This window comes from Pacificibacter marinus, from assembly GCF_018860665.1.
GTDB lineage: Bacteria > Pseudomonadota > Alphaproteobacteria > Rhodobacterales > Rhodobacteraceae > Celeribacter > Celeribacter marinus_A.
Genome location: NZ_JAHKPK010000039.1, coordinates 37,310 through 54,074, shown reverse-complemented (window position 1 = coordinate 54,074; position 16,765 = coordinate 37,310). Strand labels below are relative to the sequence as shown.

13 protein-coding genes are annotated in these 16,765 nt (G+C 51.9%); 8 read left to right on the top strand and 5 right to left on the bottom strand.

Going from position 1 to position 16,765, the window contains the following annotated elements; translation table 11 throughout:
* Window positions 1–5 precede the first annotated feature (5 nt).
* Complete coding sequence (locus KO497_RS11840; RefSeq protein ID WP_215944178.1) at window positions 6–479, bottom strand: tripartite tricarboxylate transporter TctB family protein; 474 nt, start codon at window positions 477–479, stop codon at window positions 6–8.
* A 94-nt stretch (window positions 480–573) separates the two neighbouring features.
* The gene (locus KO497_RS11835; protein WP_215944177.1) at window positions 574–1,545 is read right to left on the bottom strand and encodes a Bug family tripartite tricarboxylate transporter substrate binding protein; all 972 of its coding nucleotides are present in this window, start codon (window positions 1,543–1,545) and stop codon (window positions 574–576) included.
* Between the two features lie 269 nt (window positions 1,546–1,814).
* On the opposite strand from KO497_RS11835, the gene KO497_RS11830 reads away from it, so the two are divergent.
* Complete coding sequence (locus KO497_RS11830) at window positions 1,815–2,735, top strand: LysR family transcriptional regulator (RefSeq protein ID WP_354668116.1); 921 nt, start codon at window positions 1,815–1,817, stop codon at window positions 2,733–2,735.
* A gap of 137 nt (window positions 2,736–2,872) precedes the next feature.
* Here KO497_RS11830 and KO497_RS11825 read toward each other — a convergent pair whose 3' ends face one another.
* Together KO497_RS11825 and KO497_RS11820 are read right to left on the bottom strand one after the other, a co-directional pair.
* Window positions 2,873–5,926 carry an efflux RND transporter permease subunit gene (locus KO497_RS11825; protein WP_215944199.1) on the bottom strand — a complete coding sequence of 1,018 codons (3,054 nt, stop codon included), beginning with the start codon at window positions 5,924–5,926 and terminating at the stop codon, window positions 2,873–2,875.
* Window positions 5,927–5,933: 7 nt separating this feature from the next.
* A complete protein-coding gene (locus KO497_RS11820) occupies window positions 5,934–6,980 on the bottom strand; it encodes an efflux RND transporter periplasmic adaptor subunit (protein WP_215944176.1) in 1,047 nt (348 codons plus the stop codon).
* A 131-nt stretch (window positions 6,981–7,111) separates the two neighbouring features.
* On the opposite strand from KO497_RS11820, the gene KO497_RS11815 reads away from it, so the two are divergent.
* Window positions 7,112–8,131 carry an AraC family transcriptional regulator gene (locus tag KO497_RS11815; protein ID WP_215944175.1) on the top strand — a complete coding sequence of 340 codons (1,020 nt, stop codon included), beginning with the start codon at window positions 7,112–7,114 and terminating at the stop codon, window positions 8,129–8,131.
* 127 nt (window positions 8,132–8,258) lie between these two features.
* On the opposite strand, the gene KO497_RS11810 is transcribed toward KO497_RS11815, so the two are convergent.
* The gene (locus KO497_RS11810; RefSeq protein WP_215944174.1) at window positions 8,259–9,236 is read right to left on the bottom strand and encodes a formylglycine-generating enzyme family protein; all 978 of its coding nucleotides are present in this window, start codon (window positions 9,234–9,236) and stop codon (window positions 8,259–8,261) included.
* A gap of 339 nt (window positions 9,237–9,575) precedes the next feature.
* Here KO497_RS11810 and KO497_RS11805 point away from each other — a divergent pair, with 339 nt between their 5' ends.
* The 6 genes from KO497_RS11805 (at window position 9,576) to KO497_RS11780 (ending at window position 16,676) form a co-directional block, all read left to right on the top strand.
* Window positions 9,576–10,385: a MarR family transcriptional regulator gene (locus tag KO497_RS11805; protein ID WP_215944173.1), complete on the top strand. Its 810-nt coding sequence runs from the start codon at window positions 9,576–9,578 to the stop codon at window positions 10,383–10,385.
* Window positions 10,386–10,491: 106 nt separating this feature from the next.
* On the top strand, window positions 10,492–10,932 hold the full coding sequence (locus KO497_RS11800; protein WP_215944172.1) for a tripartite tricarboxylate transporter TctB family protein: 441 nt from the start codon (window positions 10,492–10,494) through the stop codon (window positions 10,930–10,932).
* 12 nt (window positions 10,933–10,944) lie between these two features.
* On the top strand, window positions 10,945–12,432 hold the full coding sequence (locus KO497_RS11795) for a tripartite tricarboxylate transporter permease (protein ID WP_215944171.1): 1,488 nt from the start codon (window positions 10,945–10,947) through the stop codon (window positions 12,430–12,432).
* Window positions 12,433–12,604: 172 nt separating this feature from the next.
* Window positions 12,605–13,588: a Bug family tripartite tricarboxylate transporter substrate binding protein gene (locus KO497_RS11790; protein WP_215944170.1), complete on the top strand. Its 984-nt coding sequence runs from the start codon at window positions 12,605–12,607 to the stop codon at window positions 13,586–13,588.
* Between the two features lie 173 nt (window positions 13,589–13,761).
* Window positions 13,762–15,180 (top strand): sulfatase family protein, encoded by a 1,419-nt coding sequence (locus KO497_RS11785; RefSeq protein ID WP_215944169.1) that lies wholly within the window; start codon window positions 13,762–13,764, stop codon window positions 15,178–15,180.
* 56 nt (window positions 15,181–15,236) lie between these two features.
* A complete protein-coding gene (locus KO497_RS11780) occupies window positions 15,237–16,676 on the top strand; it encodes a sulfatase family protein (protein ID WP_215944168.1) in 1,440 nt (479 codons plus the stop codon).
* Window positions 16,677–16,765 lie beyond the last annotated feature (89 nt).

Below are 16,765 nucleotides of genomic sequence, written 5' to 3'. Positions count from 1 at the left end.
AATTTTCACCAAAAGACGTTCAAGAAATCACTGCGCGGCAGCGGGACGAGCAAAAGTTTGCCAAAGCTTTGTTGGATGGTAACAGACGTTAGAGCTGACACAATAATCGCGGTTGGAATGCGCACCCCAAGGATCAGCATCGCCACCAGCATCACGCAAAAGGCTGTAGGCAAAAAGCCAAGCAACGGCGAGACGACGATATAGGTCACAATCAGCCCCAAGACAGCAAACATACGCAGCACAGCCCCACCACTGCGGGTCCATTCTGCAAGTTGCAACCCCGGCAAGCGTTCGCCCGCAATGGCAGCTTTGGTGATCATGAATATCCCCACAAGACCTGTCACAAAAGCGATAGCGCGCGGCATCGTGCCTGCGCCGTAGTCCTGCCCGGGGATCGCATGAAAATTTATCGCCGAGAGATAAATCGCTATCCCTCCTAGCAGGGTTAGTAACCCCAATGTCAGATCGGTGACGCGCATCCTGTGTCCTGTCGTTGGTCGCTATATGATGTGCCGTCGCCGATTTTACGGCGACGGCTTTGATGTCTGGCGAAGCCCGTTATTGGGCGGCCATTTATTGAGCCGCGAGGCCTGCTTTTGTCATGACCTCACCAAAAACAGCATCATCTGCCGCCACGATAGCTGTCGCATCGTCGCCTTTGGCCCAGCGCAGACCAAATCCACGATCTTTCATAAAGTCCTGATAAGCGTCTGAATGATACGCCGTCTCAATCGCGTCCATCAATTTGACTTTTACGTCTTCTGGCAAGCCCGCAGGGGCGGCAACAGACCGCCAAACCGCGACATTCCAATCAGAACCGGTGGTTTCTGCCAATGTCGGAACGTCAGGAAAGGCATCTTGACGATCAGGAGACATCGTTGCCAATGGCACAACGCGCTTTGCATCAATCATGGACCGACCTTCGGCCAGTGATGACGGCACAATATCGACGCCGCCTGCAACCATGTCCGTCAACCCTGGTGCGGCCCCTTGGCTGGGCACGAATGTCACATGATCAGGCGCCAGACCTTCAGACAGCAACCAGCCCGCAAGCCCGACATGCCAAATGCCGCCCTGCCCTGTGCCGGAGGCTTTGAACGTGCCAGCAGGTTCGCTTTTGATTTTTTCCAGCAACGCTTCGACGCTGTCATAGCCCGCATCTGCAGACACCATGACCCCACCCGGATCGGAGTTGACGATGGCCAAAACATCAAAATCTTCGTAGGTCAGATCAGTCAAACCCTGCCAATGCATCATATCGACTTCAATGGTCATGATACCGATGGTGTAGCCATCTGGGTCAGCGTTGGCGATGGCGCTATGCCCCACAACACCCGATCCGCCAGTGCGGTTCACGACGTTAACCGGAACACCAAGTTCCTTTTGAATTTCAGCGCCCAGCAAACGGCCCACCGCATCGGTGCCACCACCCGCGCCCCAAGGCACGATCATCTGAATGGGACGTTCAGGATACTCTTGTGCCCATGCGGCACCTGTCATAGCCATCAGGCCCCCAACAGCTACGATAGTTTTGATAAAATGCATTTTAATCCTCCTCTTTTACGATACCTAACGGTCCTTTCGCACCTACGGCACGAACGGCCGTAAAACTGTACTGAAGGACGCATAACTCGGGTGAACAGCACACCAACAGGGCGCGCAAACTGCACGGCTTATCCTATTGTTCTAACGGTGTTTACAGGTCTCCCAACCTTCTCCTCACCGTTGACAGTATCGGCCCGCGTGATAACGTCCAATGAATAAATACGTCTCTGCAATCGCGAAAGACGATCATTGCGAAAGGTCGATAAAGCGTGAAACGGGATATAACAGCCAACCTGAAAGTGCGGCATATGTCGCTGATTGTGGCCTTGGCCGATCACGGCACCACACATCGGGCCGCAGACGCGTTGAACATGACGCAATCCACCGCGTCCAAGATGCTACGCGACGTCGAAGATATTTTTGAAGCTGCTCTTTTCGAGCGCAAACCGCGCGGTATGGAACCGACACCACTGGGGGCATTTGTCATCACAAATGTACGGGCGCAACTGTCACGGCTGCACAAGTTTTCCGATGAATTCCAAGCCCGTCGTGCGGGTGGATATGGCACCCTTTCAGTGGGCGCGATAACAGGCGCCGCCCCAGACTTTGTGGCGCGGTCCGTGGCAGAAATCAAACGCAAACGCCCGCAGCTTATGGTGTCCTTGCATGGTGAAACCAGCGATGACATTCTTGACCAGCTTGAAGCAGGTGGGCTGGATCTTGCAGTGGGGCGGTTTAGCACAGAGCGGCATCGTCATATGTTTACATTCGAACTGCTGGCCGAAGAACGGCTGGTCGTCGTCGCACGGATGGGGCATCCTCTTCAACGCGCAGGTAGGATGCAACTGTCCGATCTGGCTGAATGTTCTTGGGTCTTACAGCCTTTGTCAAATCCTTCACGTCACGTGCTGGACGCCGCGCTGCATGACGCTGGACTGGACCGGCTGACGGACACGATAGAATGTTCCTCGGTCTTGCTCATCCTAAACCTTGTACAGGTCTCTGACGCCGTCGCGCTGCTGCCCGAGGCAGTTGTGGATGCACATATAAAAGCCGGTCTTTTCACGACCCTTGCCGTTGAACCGGACATCCGGCTCACCGGTTTTGGACTGGTGACGCGGCGAAAGGAAACACAAAGCGAGGCCGCCTTGGAGTTTTGCAATATCTTACGATCACGGGCCAATCTTTAAGGTCAACGCATGAGATTGCGACGCCACAGATCAGGCCACGCACGACAGCTATTTCCGGCTTGTATTTGACAAGTCCCGCAAGACGTGACGAAGAACCTTGGACTTTCATCACGCTTGCGGTGTAGCGACACGTACGGCTATGCAGCAACCGCTGCGGTGTCATCTCCTCGCCCTTTCGACGATTTAAAGAACACGTAATACAAAACCGGCGCCGCGATCATTGTCAGAACAGAGGCAAAGGCCAACCCGCCCATAATCGTCGCTGCCATGGACTGAAAGAATGCATCCCAAAGCAGTGGTAACATCCCCAAGATCGTCGTTGCTGCCGCCAGAAAAACAGGTCGCAAACGTGATGTTGACGCCGAAACAATAGCTTCTTCCAGTGGCATATCAGGGTCCGCCTTTCTGATGAGGTCGATCTCTTCCACCAGTACAATTCCGTTTTTGATCAACATGCCAGACAGCGACAATAAGCCAAGCAGCGCGGTGAAGGTGAATGGCAATCCCGTGCCCAACAACGCTAGACTGACACCGTTGACTGACATAGGCACCAACAACCAGATGATGATAGGCTGACGCAAAGCGTTGAACAAAAGCACCGTGATCAGCACCATAATGATCATACTCATCGGAAGCTGCGTTCCCAAGGAGGCCTGCGCGTCGGTTGAGCTTTCGAACTCACCGCCCCATTCCATAGAATACCCATTCGGGATTTCCATGTCTTCGATGGTCGCGCGCACTTCGGCCAAGACTTCGGTTGCAGTCATGCCGCGCGGAATATCCGCACCGACAGTGATGACATTCGCACGGTCGCGTCGAAACACCAATGTATCCTGTGCCTCAAACCTGAAACCATCGATCACCTGCGCCATCGGCACCAGTTCGCCGTCGCTTTCGGAATAGATGCTGTGATCCATCAACGACAAATCTGCGTCCCGCGCGGTGCGCAGGATTATGGGGATTTGACGATCACCCTCGCGAAAGACACCCGACGTGGTCCCCTCTGTCGCGAACTGCAACATGCTGGTGATATCTGAGCGTGAAATGCCGGCCTCCTGAGCGCGGTCTTCGGCATAGATCGGGCGCAGCACCAATTCTTTCTCGCGCCAGTCATAGCGTGGAGAAATGATATTGGCGGACGCGGCGCGCAGACGTGCGACGGCCTCGTCTGACAAATCCCGCAGCACTTCTGGATCAGCACCGGAGAAGCGCACCTCAATCGGGGCCCCTCCTCCGGGACCAAAAGCCAAACGTTTGACACGAAATTCCCCCTGCGGCACGGCCTCTAGCGCATAGGCCTCTAAGTCATCCATTTCATCCTGAATGACATCCAGAGAACTGACGCGCACGATAAGATGGCCATAGCTTGGGTTCGGGTCTTCGCTTTCGTAGGTCAGCATAAAGCGCGAGGCGCCCATGCCCGAATAGGACGTAACGGCAACCACATCGTCACGCTCAACCAACCAATTTTCAAGTGTTTGCATGTCATTAGATGTCTGATCGATCCCCGCGCCTTGAGGCAGCTTGTAGTTCACAAAGTATAGCGGTGTGTTGCTGTCAGGAAAAAACTGCTGTTTGATTTGGCCAAACAGCGCATAACAAACCACCGTTGTGCCGATCAGCGTAACAAGAACCAACCAACGCAATTTAAGGCTGGCGCGCAGGACGCTGGCATAACCACGAAAAATGAAACCGTCATAGCCAGCACTTGCTCCTTCTTCGCCTTGGCGGAAAAAGTAGTGGCCCAACAAAGGAGTCACAGTGATCGCCAAAACCCAAGACAGCATCAACGAAATGCCGATCACAGCGAAGAGAGAAAACAGAAATTCGCCGGTAGCATCAGGACTAAGCCCGATCCCCGCAAAGGCCATGATGCCGATCACAGTGGCCCCCAGCAATGGAATTTGCGTTTTGCTGGCAGCCTCTGTCGAGGCTTCACGAGACGTTTGACCGCGCTGCATATTGATTTGCATGCCTTCAGCCACAACAATCGCGTTATCGACCAGCATCCCCATCGCGATGATCAACGCGCCGAGCGAAATACGTTCCATTTCAATCGATCCAAGCGCCATAAAAAACAAGGTGCCGACAACTGTAAGCAGCAGCGTTGCCCCCACAACCATTGACGCGCGCCAGCCCATGAAAATTGCCAGAACGACAATCACAATCGCCACCGACATGGCGAGGTTTACCAAAAAGGTATTTGAGGCGTCTTCAACGACGACATGTTGCTGGTAAATTGGTGAAATCGTAATGCCAACAGGAATAGATTGCTTGAGCTGTTCCAGTTTTGCGTCAACGGCATGACCAACTTCAACGATGTTTTCCGTCGAAAGTCCGGCAACGCCAAGACTGAAAGCTTCTACTCCGTTGTGACGCAGGATGAGGTCTGGGGTATCTTCGCGTCCGCGATACACATTGGCGAAATCCGACAAGTTTACGACCTGCCCGCTAACCCCAACCGCAAGCGCCGCAATGGCGGAAACGCTATCTGACCCGTCGGGGCGTTGAATAAGTGTTCGGCCTTCCTCGTCTTGAATAGACCCGCCATCGACAATTTCATCCGCATTCGCAAGCGCAGCCTGTATCGTCGCAGGCGGAATACCAAGCGAAGTAGACAGCGCTAAATTCGGCTCCACATAAATGCGTTCATTTGGTTGCCCTGAAATTACCGCATCGGCCACACCATCAACGGATAGCACCTCTCGCCGTAAATAATCCGCAAGATCATTTATTTCGCGGTCACTGAACCCAGGCGCTGTAATAGCATAATAGAGCCCGTAAACATCTCCAAAACTGTCGTTGATAAAAGGCGTGGTCGCCCCGCTGGGCAACGCGGCTTCGCCCACCCTATTGCGCAATTTTGTCCAGATCGACGGCAGTTCACTCCCGTCGTAGTGATCTTCCATTTCAACAGTAACCCATGACAAGCCCGGCTGGTTCATGGTTTCAATCAACTTGACCTCACCCATTTTTTGAATCGCGGATTCGATCGGCTCTGATACTTCTGTCGCAACTTCTTCGGCTGACGCTCCGGGGTATTGTGTCACCACAATCGCCACTTTGATTGTAAATGCCGGATCTTCCAACCGACCGAGTGAGGAAAACCCCCAAGTGCCCCCCAGCAGGCACATCAGGATCACGATCCAAGTGAAAATCGGGTTGTTGATAGAGTAACGCGCAATATCCATGATGTTCTTAATCCCCGAAACCGGTGAAGCGACGAACGTCTTGGCCATCTGTCAGCATGGATGCGCCGACGGTGACGATTTCCTCACCGACCTCAAGCCCAGTCACGATCTCGATCTCGCCATTCTCTGTGGCAGCTATTTCAACCGCCGTCGTTGTAACGTGCCCCTCTCTTTCGCCCGTCGGCGTAAAGACCATGACAGAGGTGCCGCCGTCGTTCCCTATGGTAATGGCAGACGCAGGCACAGTTATGCGGGCCTCATCAGCCAATGAAATCGCTGTGACCTTGGCTGACGATCCCGGCCAGACTGTCAGATCATCCCGAGGCGCCATGCCAAGGGTTATTGAATACGTTTGGCCAACTGATGCGGTTTCGGCGTTCACTTCTCTTATTTCAAGGGGGTACTGGTTCAGGTGTCCCGTAAATTCGGCGTAAATCTCTACGTTCGGGTTCCGTCCAGCCTGTTGGAACAATGTCTCGGACACTTCGATTTCAATCCGCAAGTCGGACATATCGTGTAACCGCACAACCGGTGTTCCAGCACCCGTAGTGGAAAAATTCGGCACCAGACGAGACGCGACCAGTGCATCAAAGGGCGCGTGCAACGTGGCCTGTTCTAGCGCGCGTTCCGCATTACGCATGGCGACGTTCGCCAACTTGACATCAGTTTCTGCATCTTGCACGGCTGTTTGGCTCACCGCACTTCCTTCCAGTTGGCGATACCGTTCCAATGTGCGCATTGCCTGATCGCTGTTCAGGCGAGCCTCTTCAAGGGACAGCTCGAACGGAACAAGATCAAGGCTGGCAACCAGTCCGCCTTTGGGCACATCCGCACCTTCTTCCAACGGAAATTCGACAATCTGCCCCTGAACCTGAAACGCTAAATCTACAGTTTCCCGCGCGACGACATTTCCAAAGAAGGTACGCTTAAAGCCGCCATCCGACGCCTCAACTGCTTCAATCTTGACGATGGGCGTCTGCGCGTCACTCAGATTGGGGACTGCCAAGGTAAAAGCAATCACGAATATCTGTATCGCAACATGTAACCGTTTCATTTTGAGCCTTTCTTGAAGAGGCAATACATTGGGTGTGATTCCCGAAAGCCAAACTGCACTGATCGGTTCAGTTACGCCTCAACAGCTGAATCGTCTTGACATTTAAGGACAAAAAAATGTCTTTTTAGGACATGAACCACGTAATTCGCGCCGCCGCCCTCAGAGGGTATCAAGATGTCATGCAGGAATTGGGCGTTTCGCCGTCTCGCTTACTAAAGCAGTTCGAACTTAACGAAGCATTGTTAAGCGATGACGATGCGCTCTTACCCATGGTGGCTGTCTGCGGCCTATTGGAAGCAAGCAGCATTGCGACACAATGTGGCGATCTCGGCTTGCGCATCGCGCGACATCAAGACGTCAGTGTTTTAGGCATTCTTGGGCTCGTATTAAAGACTGCCAGCACCCCAGCCCAAGCCTGTGATATCATTTCACGATTCACGTTTATTCAGGGCACTGCGCTGCGGATCGAAGTGCAAGATCCAGGCAACATTATACCCGACTCCATTTCGATCAACATCTCTGTCGATGGGGTTGCAGCACCAATTCAGCGTCAGGTTCTTGAATTATTCCTTGGCATGAGTTTCCAAATTGGAAAGATGCAGAATCCGTTTGGCAAGAGCGTCGTGGCCGTTTCTGTACCACACAGCTTGGGCACATTGGCGGCACGCCATCGGCAATTCTTTGGCATCCCAGTGTTGGAGAACCAACTCTATGCCGCGCTTCATTTCGATGTCGCAGGGTGGAATACCCCCGTTGAAGATGCAGATCCTCATGTGAACCAAATGCTCAAAGAACATCTTGAGCGTAACTTTCCGGTTCCAATGCAAAGCTATGCAAACCGCGTGCGCGTGGCGCTGCGTCCTTTGATAGGAACGCAGCAAGCCAATCGCGAAGATGTCGCGCGCATCCTCGCCATTCATCCAAGAACTTTGCACAGACGGCTTCATGCCGAAAACATCAGCTTTCAGGACATCAAAGATACAATTCGGAAAGAATTGGCCCTAAAATATCTCACGGAAACAAACGCGTCTCTGACTCAACTCTCGTCGCTGCTTGGATTTCCCGAGCAATCCGCACTCTCGCGGGCCTGTAAAAAATGGTTCGATTTATCACCCAAGGCCATCCGCAAAGGCCTTGGGTCAGGACTCTAGCGCGTAGATTTGGCTTTGGATTGGCCTTTTTCTTCACCACGGCCTGTCACGGGCCTGTCGCGATCACGTTGACGATGCGGCCCTGTCACGGTTCGAAACGCATGATTTTAAAAGGCGCGCCATCACCTCAGCTCGGACTTGCCGCAACACGAAATCCACCATGAGAGGTGGAACTGTCAGGATCGTTCTGAGTTCGAGAATGCACATGATACCGATCACAATAACTGACATGACACAAAAAGGATCCGCCGCGCTGGACGCGCCCCTCCCCCGTTTTCGGTCCAGTGGGATCGAATAATGTCTCGGAGCTTGGTGGCGCATGGTGAAAGAAATCCTGAACCCATTCCCAAACGTTACCTGTCATATTGTACAAGCCATACCCGTTCGGTTCAAAACTTTTTGCCGGTGCCGTCCCTAAATATCCATCTTCTTGGCTATTGGTCTGTGGAAAATCGCCTTGCCACGTGTTCATCATATGCTTGCCTGCTGGCATCATTTGATTTCCCCAAGGGAATTTTTGACGGGCCAAACCACCGCGCGCCGCTTTTTCCCATTCCGCTTCTGTTGGAAAGCGCAAACCAGCCCAAGTGCAATATGCCAAAGCGTCAAACCATGAAATATGGACAACGGGATGATCCAGCCGAGTTGACACATCGGAGCCAGCCCCTTCCGGTGACTTCCAATACGCGCCATCGACCCGACGCCACCAAGGCAAGCCGGGCGGTGATTCTTTATAGCTATCAGGATCACGCAACAGCAAATGGAACACAAAGGACCAGCCCTCCTGTTCAGCAACAGTTTTATACCCTGTTGCCTCAACAAAGCGTGCGAATTGTATATTCGTGACCGTCGTCGCCCCAATACCGAAAGGTGATAGTTTTACCTTTCGGCGGGGTGCGTCAAAATCCTGTGGGAACCGAGAGCGCCGCGTTCCCATGTCGAAAAATCCACCAGCCACGGGGACCAATTCCAACATCAGCTCCCGCTGCGTCGCACTATCGGCAGGTCGAACGTCAAGGGCTTGGCGATGATAGGACGACGCCGATGTCAACGAATCTGACAAAGATTTGGGACTGCAGCAGGGCTTGGCCGACGTATTGGTCATTGAATTTTCTCGTCCAAATTCCTGTGAATGCCTCGCAAAAGAGGCTTTATGCAAACGATATTCTAAGCGCCGTTTGGCGAGCGTTCAACCCCGTGCATTGGAACGACGCGCGCCCACTGCAGTCACATCAGACATATATCCGTCAACAATGCCATTTCAAAAACGTCGCGCGTTCACGGCAGGAAAGTCGCTCAACAGCTTCTGCCTCTGTCCATTACTGATCTTAAAGCCTGCCTTTTTTGGGAGGGGGAATACGCTTGCTTGACAGAATCTATAAAATACACGATTATCAATAAACTTTCCAATAATGGAATTTATAATTTCAAATATGAAATGAATATGAACCCAACTGAACGCATACTACAAGTTTTGGAATACGTCATGGCTGCGGGGCCTGGGCCGGTCAAACAAACCGATATCGCCCGGCATTGCGGCTTGTCGCCAGCGACACTGAACAGGATCGTCAAGTCTTTGTCAGATTTGGGATATCTGTTTCGTACGAGCGAAAAATATTGTGTGCGCAATTTCCGGTTGGAGCGAAACGTTCCGATGTCTCAGTCCTATTTGGCCAAACTCGACACCACGATGAGAGATTTGTCCAAACAGTTAGGCGTTTCAGCGGAAGTTATCGTTGTCGCTGGGCATGAACTTTTGTGGCACTCAAAAACGGATTATCCGGACCCTGACGTGGTCATCCGCGCAAGCGTAGGTTTTCGCCGTTCGCTATACGAGTTGGACGTACTGTCACAAATGTACCTAAGCCGATTGGATTGGGACGATGTGCAAGCGCAGTTTTTTGTCGACGGTTTTTGGGGCACTGTCCGCGCAGTGGGCGAATCCACCTGTTGGCTTCCAAAAGCCGCGGTACGCAATGCCTTGGACCTAATGCGTCCAGAAGTTTTTGTCGCAGATCCTCAAGCCAATCACGTTGGAATACGCCGCTGCGCAACGGTCGTTGAGGATTCAAATGGAAAGTTTTTGCATTTGCTGGCCTTGGCCGAACCGGCTGATCGGCCAAGTGACCAAGTAAAAGACTACAAAGAGGCATTATTAAAGGTACGCGCCGAACTTTGTGAGCTTGCTCATGAGGAGAGCACCACAGATCGACTCGTACCAAAGCACCACACCGCGCCGCTTCGTGGAGGCTAGAAAACGCGCGGATTTGCCTAAATAGGGAGGGCACTATGATACACTTAAAAGTACCAAACGCGTCTAGGCGGGTGATGGCATGACTTGGAAAGGCTTGAACAGCATCATGTCTATTATTCTTATAATAGGCGGGATTGGCTATGCTGTAAATTTGAACCAAAGCGCATCCCAAGCGTTGATTTTCTCATCCTCGGGGGTCGGCCCCGCTTACTTCCCGAACATCCTTGCCGGACTGCTCGTGATTTTAAGCGTTATGACCTTGGTCAAAAATTTCCGCGACAACAGCCCCAATAACATTGAGAAAATTACCACTCATAACGCTGGGTATATCCTTATTACGATCGCGCTCATGGTCGCGTTTTTAGCAAGCTGGCAGTTTTTGGGATACTTTTACCTCAATGTCTTCGTCCTTTTGACCATCTTAATGACGCTCTACAGGATCGAATTCGGTTTCAAAAACAGCTTACTCGTGGGGATCACAACTTCAGTTTTCACAACTGGGTTTCTCTACGGTTTGTTCGGGCAAATTCTTGCCCTCACGTTTTAAGGGGACACAGACATGGAAATACTTTTTAACGACCTCACCAATCTGTTCACCCTCACCAATCTCCTATGTATCCTTTTGGGAACTGTCGTGGGGATGGTATTTGGCGCACTGCCTGGGCTGGGCACGGTTATTGCCGTTGCGCTCTTGTTGCCTGTGACCTTCACGCTTCCGCCTCTTGCCGGCATTCTAATGTTGCTCGCGACATATCAAGCTGGCGAATACGGCGGATCGATATCCGCTATTTTACTTGGCGTACCGGGCACACCGCAAGCTGCGGCAACTGTTCTTGATGGCTATCCAATGGCGCAGAATGACTCGCCCGGCAAAGCGTTGAGCTATTCACTTGTGTCGTCGAGTATCGGCGGAATTTTTGGTGGGCTTGTACTGATTTTCGTTTCTGTGCCATTGGCCAAATTCGCATTGAATTTCGGCAGCCCAGAATACTTCCTGTTGGGCGTTATTGGCCTTATGGCGGTGGGTTTACTCAGTGGAACAGACAAAATCAAAAGCTCGATCGCCGTTGTTCTTGGTCTGATCGCTGGCACTGTGGGCATAGACTCATTGACCGGTGTCAGCCGAGCAACCTTTAATCAACCTGAATTGATGGACGGCGTAAATCTGGTCGCTTTCCTTGTTGGCATGTTTGCAATTTCCGAGCTGTTCATGATGATCAGTAAGGGGTTGAATAACAAATATGTTGCGGACCGCAGTACGTTAAAGACCGGATTGACGTGGAAGGAAGTCAAAGGCATTGCTAAATCGACAACGATTGGCTCCCTGATTGGGGCTGGTACGGGCATTCTTCCGGGCATAGGCGGCGGCGCATCCTGTTGGTTTGCCTATGCTGTCGTGAGCAAGACATCCAAAAACCCTGAGGCCTTTGGAAAGGGCAGCCCAGAAGGCATCGCAGCACCGGAATCGTCAAACAACGCATCCGCAGGCGGCGCTCTCGTCCCGTTTCTTGCCTTGGGCATTCCGGGATCGGCAGCGATCGCGATCATTATGGGCGCGTTTATCATGCACGGCATTCAACCTGGGCCGAATGTATTTACTGCTGAGCGGGATTTGGTTTACGGGATTTTCTACGGGTTCATCCTGACGACAATCGCGATGTACCTTATCGGGCGTTTGCTCACACCGATGTTCTCACGCGTCCTCGTTGTTCCGAATTCATTTCTGATTTCGATCGTGCTCGTTTTGTGCCTCATCGGCATCTACGCCTCTAAGGGTGCATTCTTTGATCTCTGGTTGGCTCTTGGCATCGGTATTCTCTTCTACATCCTCAAGAGACTAAATTATCCAGTGTCGTCTGTGATCATTGCATACGTTCTTGCACCGATTATTGAAGAAAATTTCCGTCGCTCGCTGACACTGTCGAACGGGAATTATGAAGTGTTCTTTTCCAGCGTTTACGCCATTGCGCTGGTGCTCATGATCGTCGCGGCCCTAGCGGCCAGCGTCTATGCCGATTTCAAAAAGAGGAGACATCAACCCAGCTAAACACATGTGGATACACGTGTTTAGCCGAAGGATGAGAAGACCAAGGAGGAGATACCGTTCAGCCGAAAAGACTTCGGCGAAAACACCCATATCCAAGAAAAACATACTCAGATTTTCCGTGATGGAACACTGAGCATGCTTCGCTACCAAAACTTTAAGGGAGAATAACCAAATGCTTACGTTTCTAACAAAGACCGCTGCGACGACATTGGCATGTGCCACGATCGTCTTGGCAACAGGCACATCTATGGCAGCCGCCGAAGGCTACCCAGAAAAACCCATCACCTGGATCATTCCTGATGGCGCTGGTGGTGGCTTGGATTCCATTGTGCGGACAATTTACCCCTATGTGGAAAAAAACCTGCCGAATGATGCGACCTTCGTCTTGAAGAACCAGCCAGGCGCAACCCAAACGATTGCTGTATCTGCAGTTTTCAATGCAGAACCAGATGGTTACACCATTGGTCAAGCCTCGGTCGCACCTCTTACAATCATGCCGCACTTAGGTCGAACAACCTATTCCGGCTATGAAGATTTCGAACTGATTGCGAATGTGTTCGATGCGGCACATTACATTGTGTTGCCTGCTGACTCTCCATTTGCCAACTTAGAAGAACTCTTGGCACATGCCAAAGAAAACCCTGGTCAAGTGCGCATCGGCGTCGATGGTGTCTACAACGTTCAGCACCTTCCGCTGCTGAACCTCGAACTTTCAGCAGATGTTGATCTCAACGAGATCACTTACAAAAGCAGCGCAGATACCAAAAAAGCGGTCTTAGGTGGTGAAATCGAAGCAGGCATCATGCCGTCTCACACCATCATTGGCGAATACGAAGCGGGCACGCTCGTGCCGATTGTAGACGTTATGGAAATCAAGCCAGATTATTTCGCTGAAATTCCATCACTGAACGATCTTGGCTATACGTCTAGCCAACTCTTTGTAGGCGTTATCGCACCAAAAGGAACGCCAGATGATATCCAAGCGATCTTGTCAGGCGCGATCGATGCGGCTTTGCAAGATCCAGAGCTGGTCGCAGCTTTGGAAAAAAGAAAGATCATGATCAACTACAACGACTCCGAGACCTACCTTGCGCGTATGCAAGAATTGGATGTCGTGAACAAAGGCATTTTGACCGACTTGGGCGTGCTTAAATAAGCACTGTCGCCGTTGTTGGCTCGGTCTCAATGCGTCCTCCCTGGCGCGTTCATGACCGAGCCAACGACATTTTACGACGTTCCAAAATGCTGAGGGCGGTAGAGATCGCCAAAAATATCTAAAATCTAAACGGCTTTCGCCCTCACCTAAGAGTTCTTCAAGGTATCCAACTCATGAGCGACCAAAATAAACCTAATTTTTTGTGGATTTGCACCGATCAGCAGCGCTTTGATACGATTCGGGGCCTTGGCAACACACATATTCATACCCCCAACTTGGACAGATTGATGGCCGAAGGGGTCTCGTTTGACCGCACCTATTGCCAAAGTCCCGTCTGCACACCCAGCCGTGCAAGTTTCTTAACGGGGCGCTACCCGCGTACGACGCGGACCACGCGCAATGGCAATGACCAATTCCCAGATGATGAAATTCTTGTTCCGCATATTCTGTCTGAGAATGGCTATACATGCGGGTTGATTGGGAAACTTCATCTCTCTGCTGCAGATGGCAGAACGGAAGTCCTGCCCAAGCATCACGGCTACGATATGGTTAAATGGTGCCACGGACCACGAGACGGATGGGGTGACGACAACGCCTATCAAAAGTGGCTGAGATCGCAGGGGGTATCTTGGGAAACGGATTACCACGGCAAAAACGGCGGTATCGATCCACAGTTTCACCAAACCACTTGGTGTGCGAATGAAGCCATCGGATTTATGGACGCGCACGAAGACACGCCTTGGATGCTCAGCATCAACATCTTCGATCCGCATCACCCGTTTGATCCCCCCGCAGAATACAAAGCGAAATACCCTGCCGAGGATATGCCCCTTCCAAAATGGCGCGAAGGCGAGCTTGACAATAAACCACTGATTCAACGCGATGATTATGAGAATGGTGGCCAAAGCGGGCTGGGACCAAGCTGCAAGACGATGACGGACCGCGACATACAAAACTATGTCTCTGACTACTATGCGATGGTTGATCTGATCGATGTGCAAGTTGGCCGGTTGATCGATCATTTGGATAAAACAGGCCAACGTGACAACACGATCATCATTTTCCACAGTGACCACGGCGAAATGCTTGGCGATCACGGGTTGATTTTGAAAGGCGGGCATTTTTACGAGGAACTGGTGCATGTGCCCTTGATCATGTCTTGCCCCGCGCACCTGTCACAAAAGATACGCAGCAAAGCCTTGGTCGAATTGGTCGACTTGGCGCCAACGATTTTGGACTTTGCGGGCATCGACGTGCCCTTGGCAATGCAAGGGCGCAGCCTGTTCCATATCCTTAAAGGCAAAGCAGAGCCGGACGTACACAAAGACGCCGTCTATTGCGAATACTATAATGCATTGCCTGCGGCCCATAAGGGGGTGTTCGCAACCATGTATTTCGACGGGCGCTACAAGTTGACCGTCTTTCATGGGCAAGACATTGGCGAGCTATATGACCATGAAACGGACCCCGATGAATTCGATAACAAATGGGATGATCCAGCCTATCAGGCGTTGAAAAGCGAACTGGTCTTGGCAAATTTCGCACAAACTGTTGCAACCGTCGATCCGGTGCACATCGTCGGCAATTTTTAATTTCTAATCAGAACGACAGGCACTGGCTGAACAGTGTCGCAAGAGGACAAATGACTATGAGCCAAACCCCAAATATCGTTTTCATTATGACCGACCAGCAGCGGTACGATACAATCGCTGAACTGGGTTTTTCGCATGTAGACACACCGAATTTGGACCGTCTGGTGAAAGAAGGGACAAGCTTTGATCGCACCTACGTGACCTCACCGTCGTGCAGCCCTTCACGCGCCTCCTTGTTTACAGGGACGTTCCCGCACACAAACGGTGTGTTCCGCAATGATGAAACATGGAACTACAGCTGGGTGAGTGACCTGAATAAAGCAGGGTATCGATGCGTCAATGTCGGCAAAATGCACACTTGGCCCGTCGAGGGGGCGTTCGGGTTTCATGAGCGTCACGTGACAGAAAACAAGGATCGGGCCCACCCGAATCTGCCGTTTTATTTGGACAATTGGGACAAAGCGATTTGGACCCGTGGCTTTGAAAAACCAAGCCGCCAGACCTACAAACGCCGCGATGATTATCACGAACAACTCGGCGCTTTCGTCTGGGAACTGCCAGAAGACCTGCACCCTGACGTGTTTGTGCCCCAAACTGCCTGCATGTGGTTGGATCGTTACTCTGGCGATGACCCGTTTTTCCTACAGATCGGCATTCCGGGGCCTCACCCGCCCTATGACCCAACGCAGCGCCATCTGGATCGCTATGATGGTCGCCAGATGCCTGAGCCAATCCGCGACTATGACTTGGATAGTCAGCCAGAGCCTTACAAAGCCCTGCGGCAAAATCATTTTGAGGGCAATCACGATGCTGTCGTGCACCTCAAAGATCCGACAGAGGAACAAATGCAGCGTCAGCGCAGGCATTACTATGCCAATGTCTCGATGATTGATGAACAGGTCGGCTTGGTAATTGACGCGCTAGAGCGCCGCGGTGTGCTGGACAATACTGTGATCGTGTTTACCTCCGATCACGGCGATAGCTTGAATGATCACGGCCATTCCCAGAAATGGAACATGTACGAACAATCTGTGCATGTACCTGCGATTTTCTGGGGGCCAAACATTCCAGCGGGGCAAAGGGTAACCGACCTCGTGTCCTTGATGGACCTCGGGCCGACGATCTTAGAGACCTGTGGTGTGACGCCCCCAGAATGGATGGAAGCACAATCACTACGGCCTTATTTTGAAGCCACGCCACCGCCACGCCGCAACTGCGTCTTCGCCGAACACGCCCGCGACGCGATTCTGACCGAGACGGAGTTTGTGTCCATGGTCATGGTTGATGACTGGAAGTTGGTCCATTTCGTTGACTATGACGAAGGGCAGCTTTTCGATTTAGAAACTGATCCGGGCGAGCGCAACAATCGTTGGAATGATCCTGACTGCGCGGAAAAGAAAAATGAAATGATCAATCGACTTCTGGACTGGCGCATCCGCAGTTCCCTAAAAACGCAGAAATTCCAGAATGCGTTGTCCAGCGCGGCACCAAGTTAAGACCAAGCAGATCATTGGTTAAGACTTTCTTTGTGCCCCCTGCGATATCTATCACAGGGGGCACAATGCCAGTGCGGTTTTGGCTGAAT

What these genes read in the sequence shown, in the direction of transcription:
- KO497_RS11840 (WP_215944178.1), bottom strand. Translation starts at nt 479, where the DNA reads ATGCGCGTCACCGATCTGACATTGGGGTTACTAACCCTGCTAGGAGGG.
- KO497_RS11835 (WP_215944177.1), bottom strand. Translation starts at nt 1,545, where the DNA reads ATGCATTTTATCAAAACTATCGTAGCTGTTGGGGGCCTGATGGCTATG.
- KO497_RS11825 (WP_215944199.1), bottom strand. Translation starts at nt 5,926, where the DNA reads ATGGATATTGCGCGTTACTCTATCAACAACCCGATTTTCACTTGGATC.
- KO497_RS11820 (WP_215944176.1), bottom strand. Translation starts at nt 6,980, where the DNA reads ATGAAACGGTTACATGTTGCGATACAGATATTCGTGATTGCTTTTACC.
- KO497_RS11815 (WP_215944175.1), top strand. Translation starts at nt 7,112, where the DNA reads ATGAACCACGTAATTCGCGCCGCCGCCCTCAGAGGGTATCAAGATGTC.
- KO497_RS11810 (WP_215944174.1), bottom strand. Translation starts at nt 9,236, where the DNA reads ATGACCAATACGTCGGCCAAGCCCTGCTGCAGTCCCAAATCTTTGTCA.
- KO497_RS11805 (WP_215944173.1), top strand. Translation starts at nt 9,576, where the DNA reads ATGAACCCAACTGAACGCATACTACAAGTTTTGGAATACGTCATGGCT.
- KO497_RS11800 (WP_215944172.1), top strand. Translation starts at nt 10,492, where the DNA reads ATGTCTATTATTCTTATAATAGGCGGGATTGGCTATGCTGTAAATTTG.
- KO497_RS11795 (WP_215944171.1), top strand. Translation starts at nt 10,945, where the DNA reads ATGGAAATACTTTTTAACGACCTCACCAATCTGTTCACCCTCACCAAT.
- KO497_RS11790 (WP_215944170.1), top strand. Translation starts at nt 12,605, where the DNA reads ATGCTTACGTTTCTAACAAAGACCGCTGCGACGACATTGGCATGTGCC.
- KO497_RS11785 (WP_215944169.1), top strand. Translation starts at nt 13,762, where the DNA reads ATGAGCGACCAAAATAAACCTAATTTTTTGTGGATTTGCACCGATCAG.
- KO497_RS11780 (WP_215944168.1), top strand. Translation starts at nt 15,237, where the DNA reads ATGAGCCAAACCCCAAATATCGTTTTCATTATGACCGACCAGCAGCGG.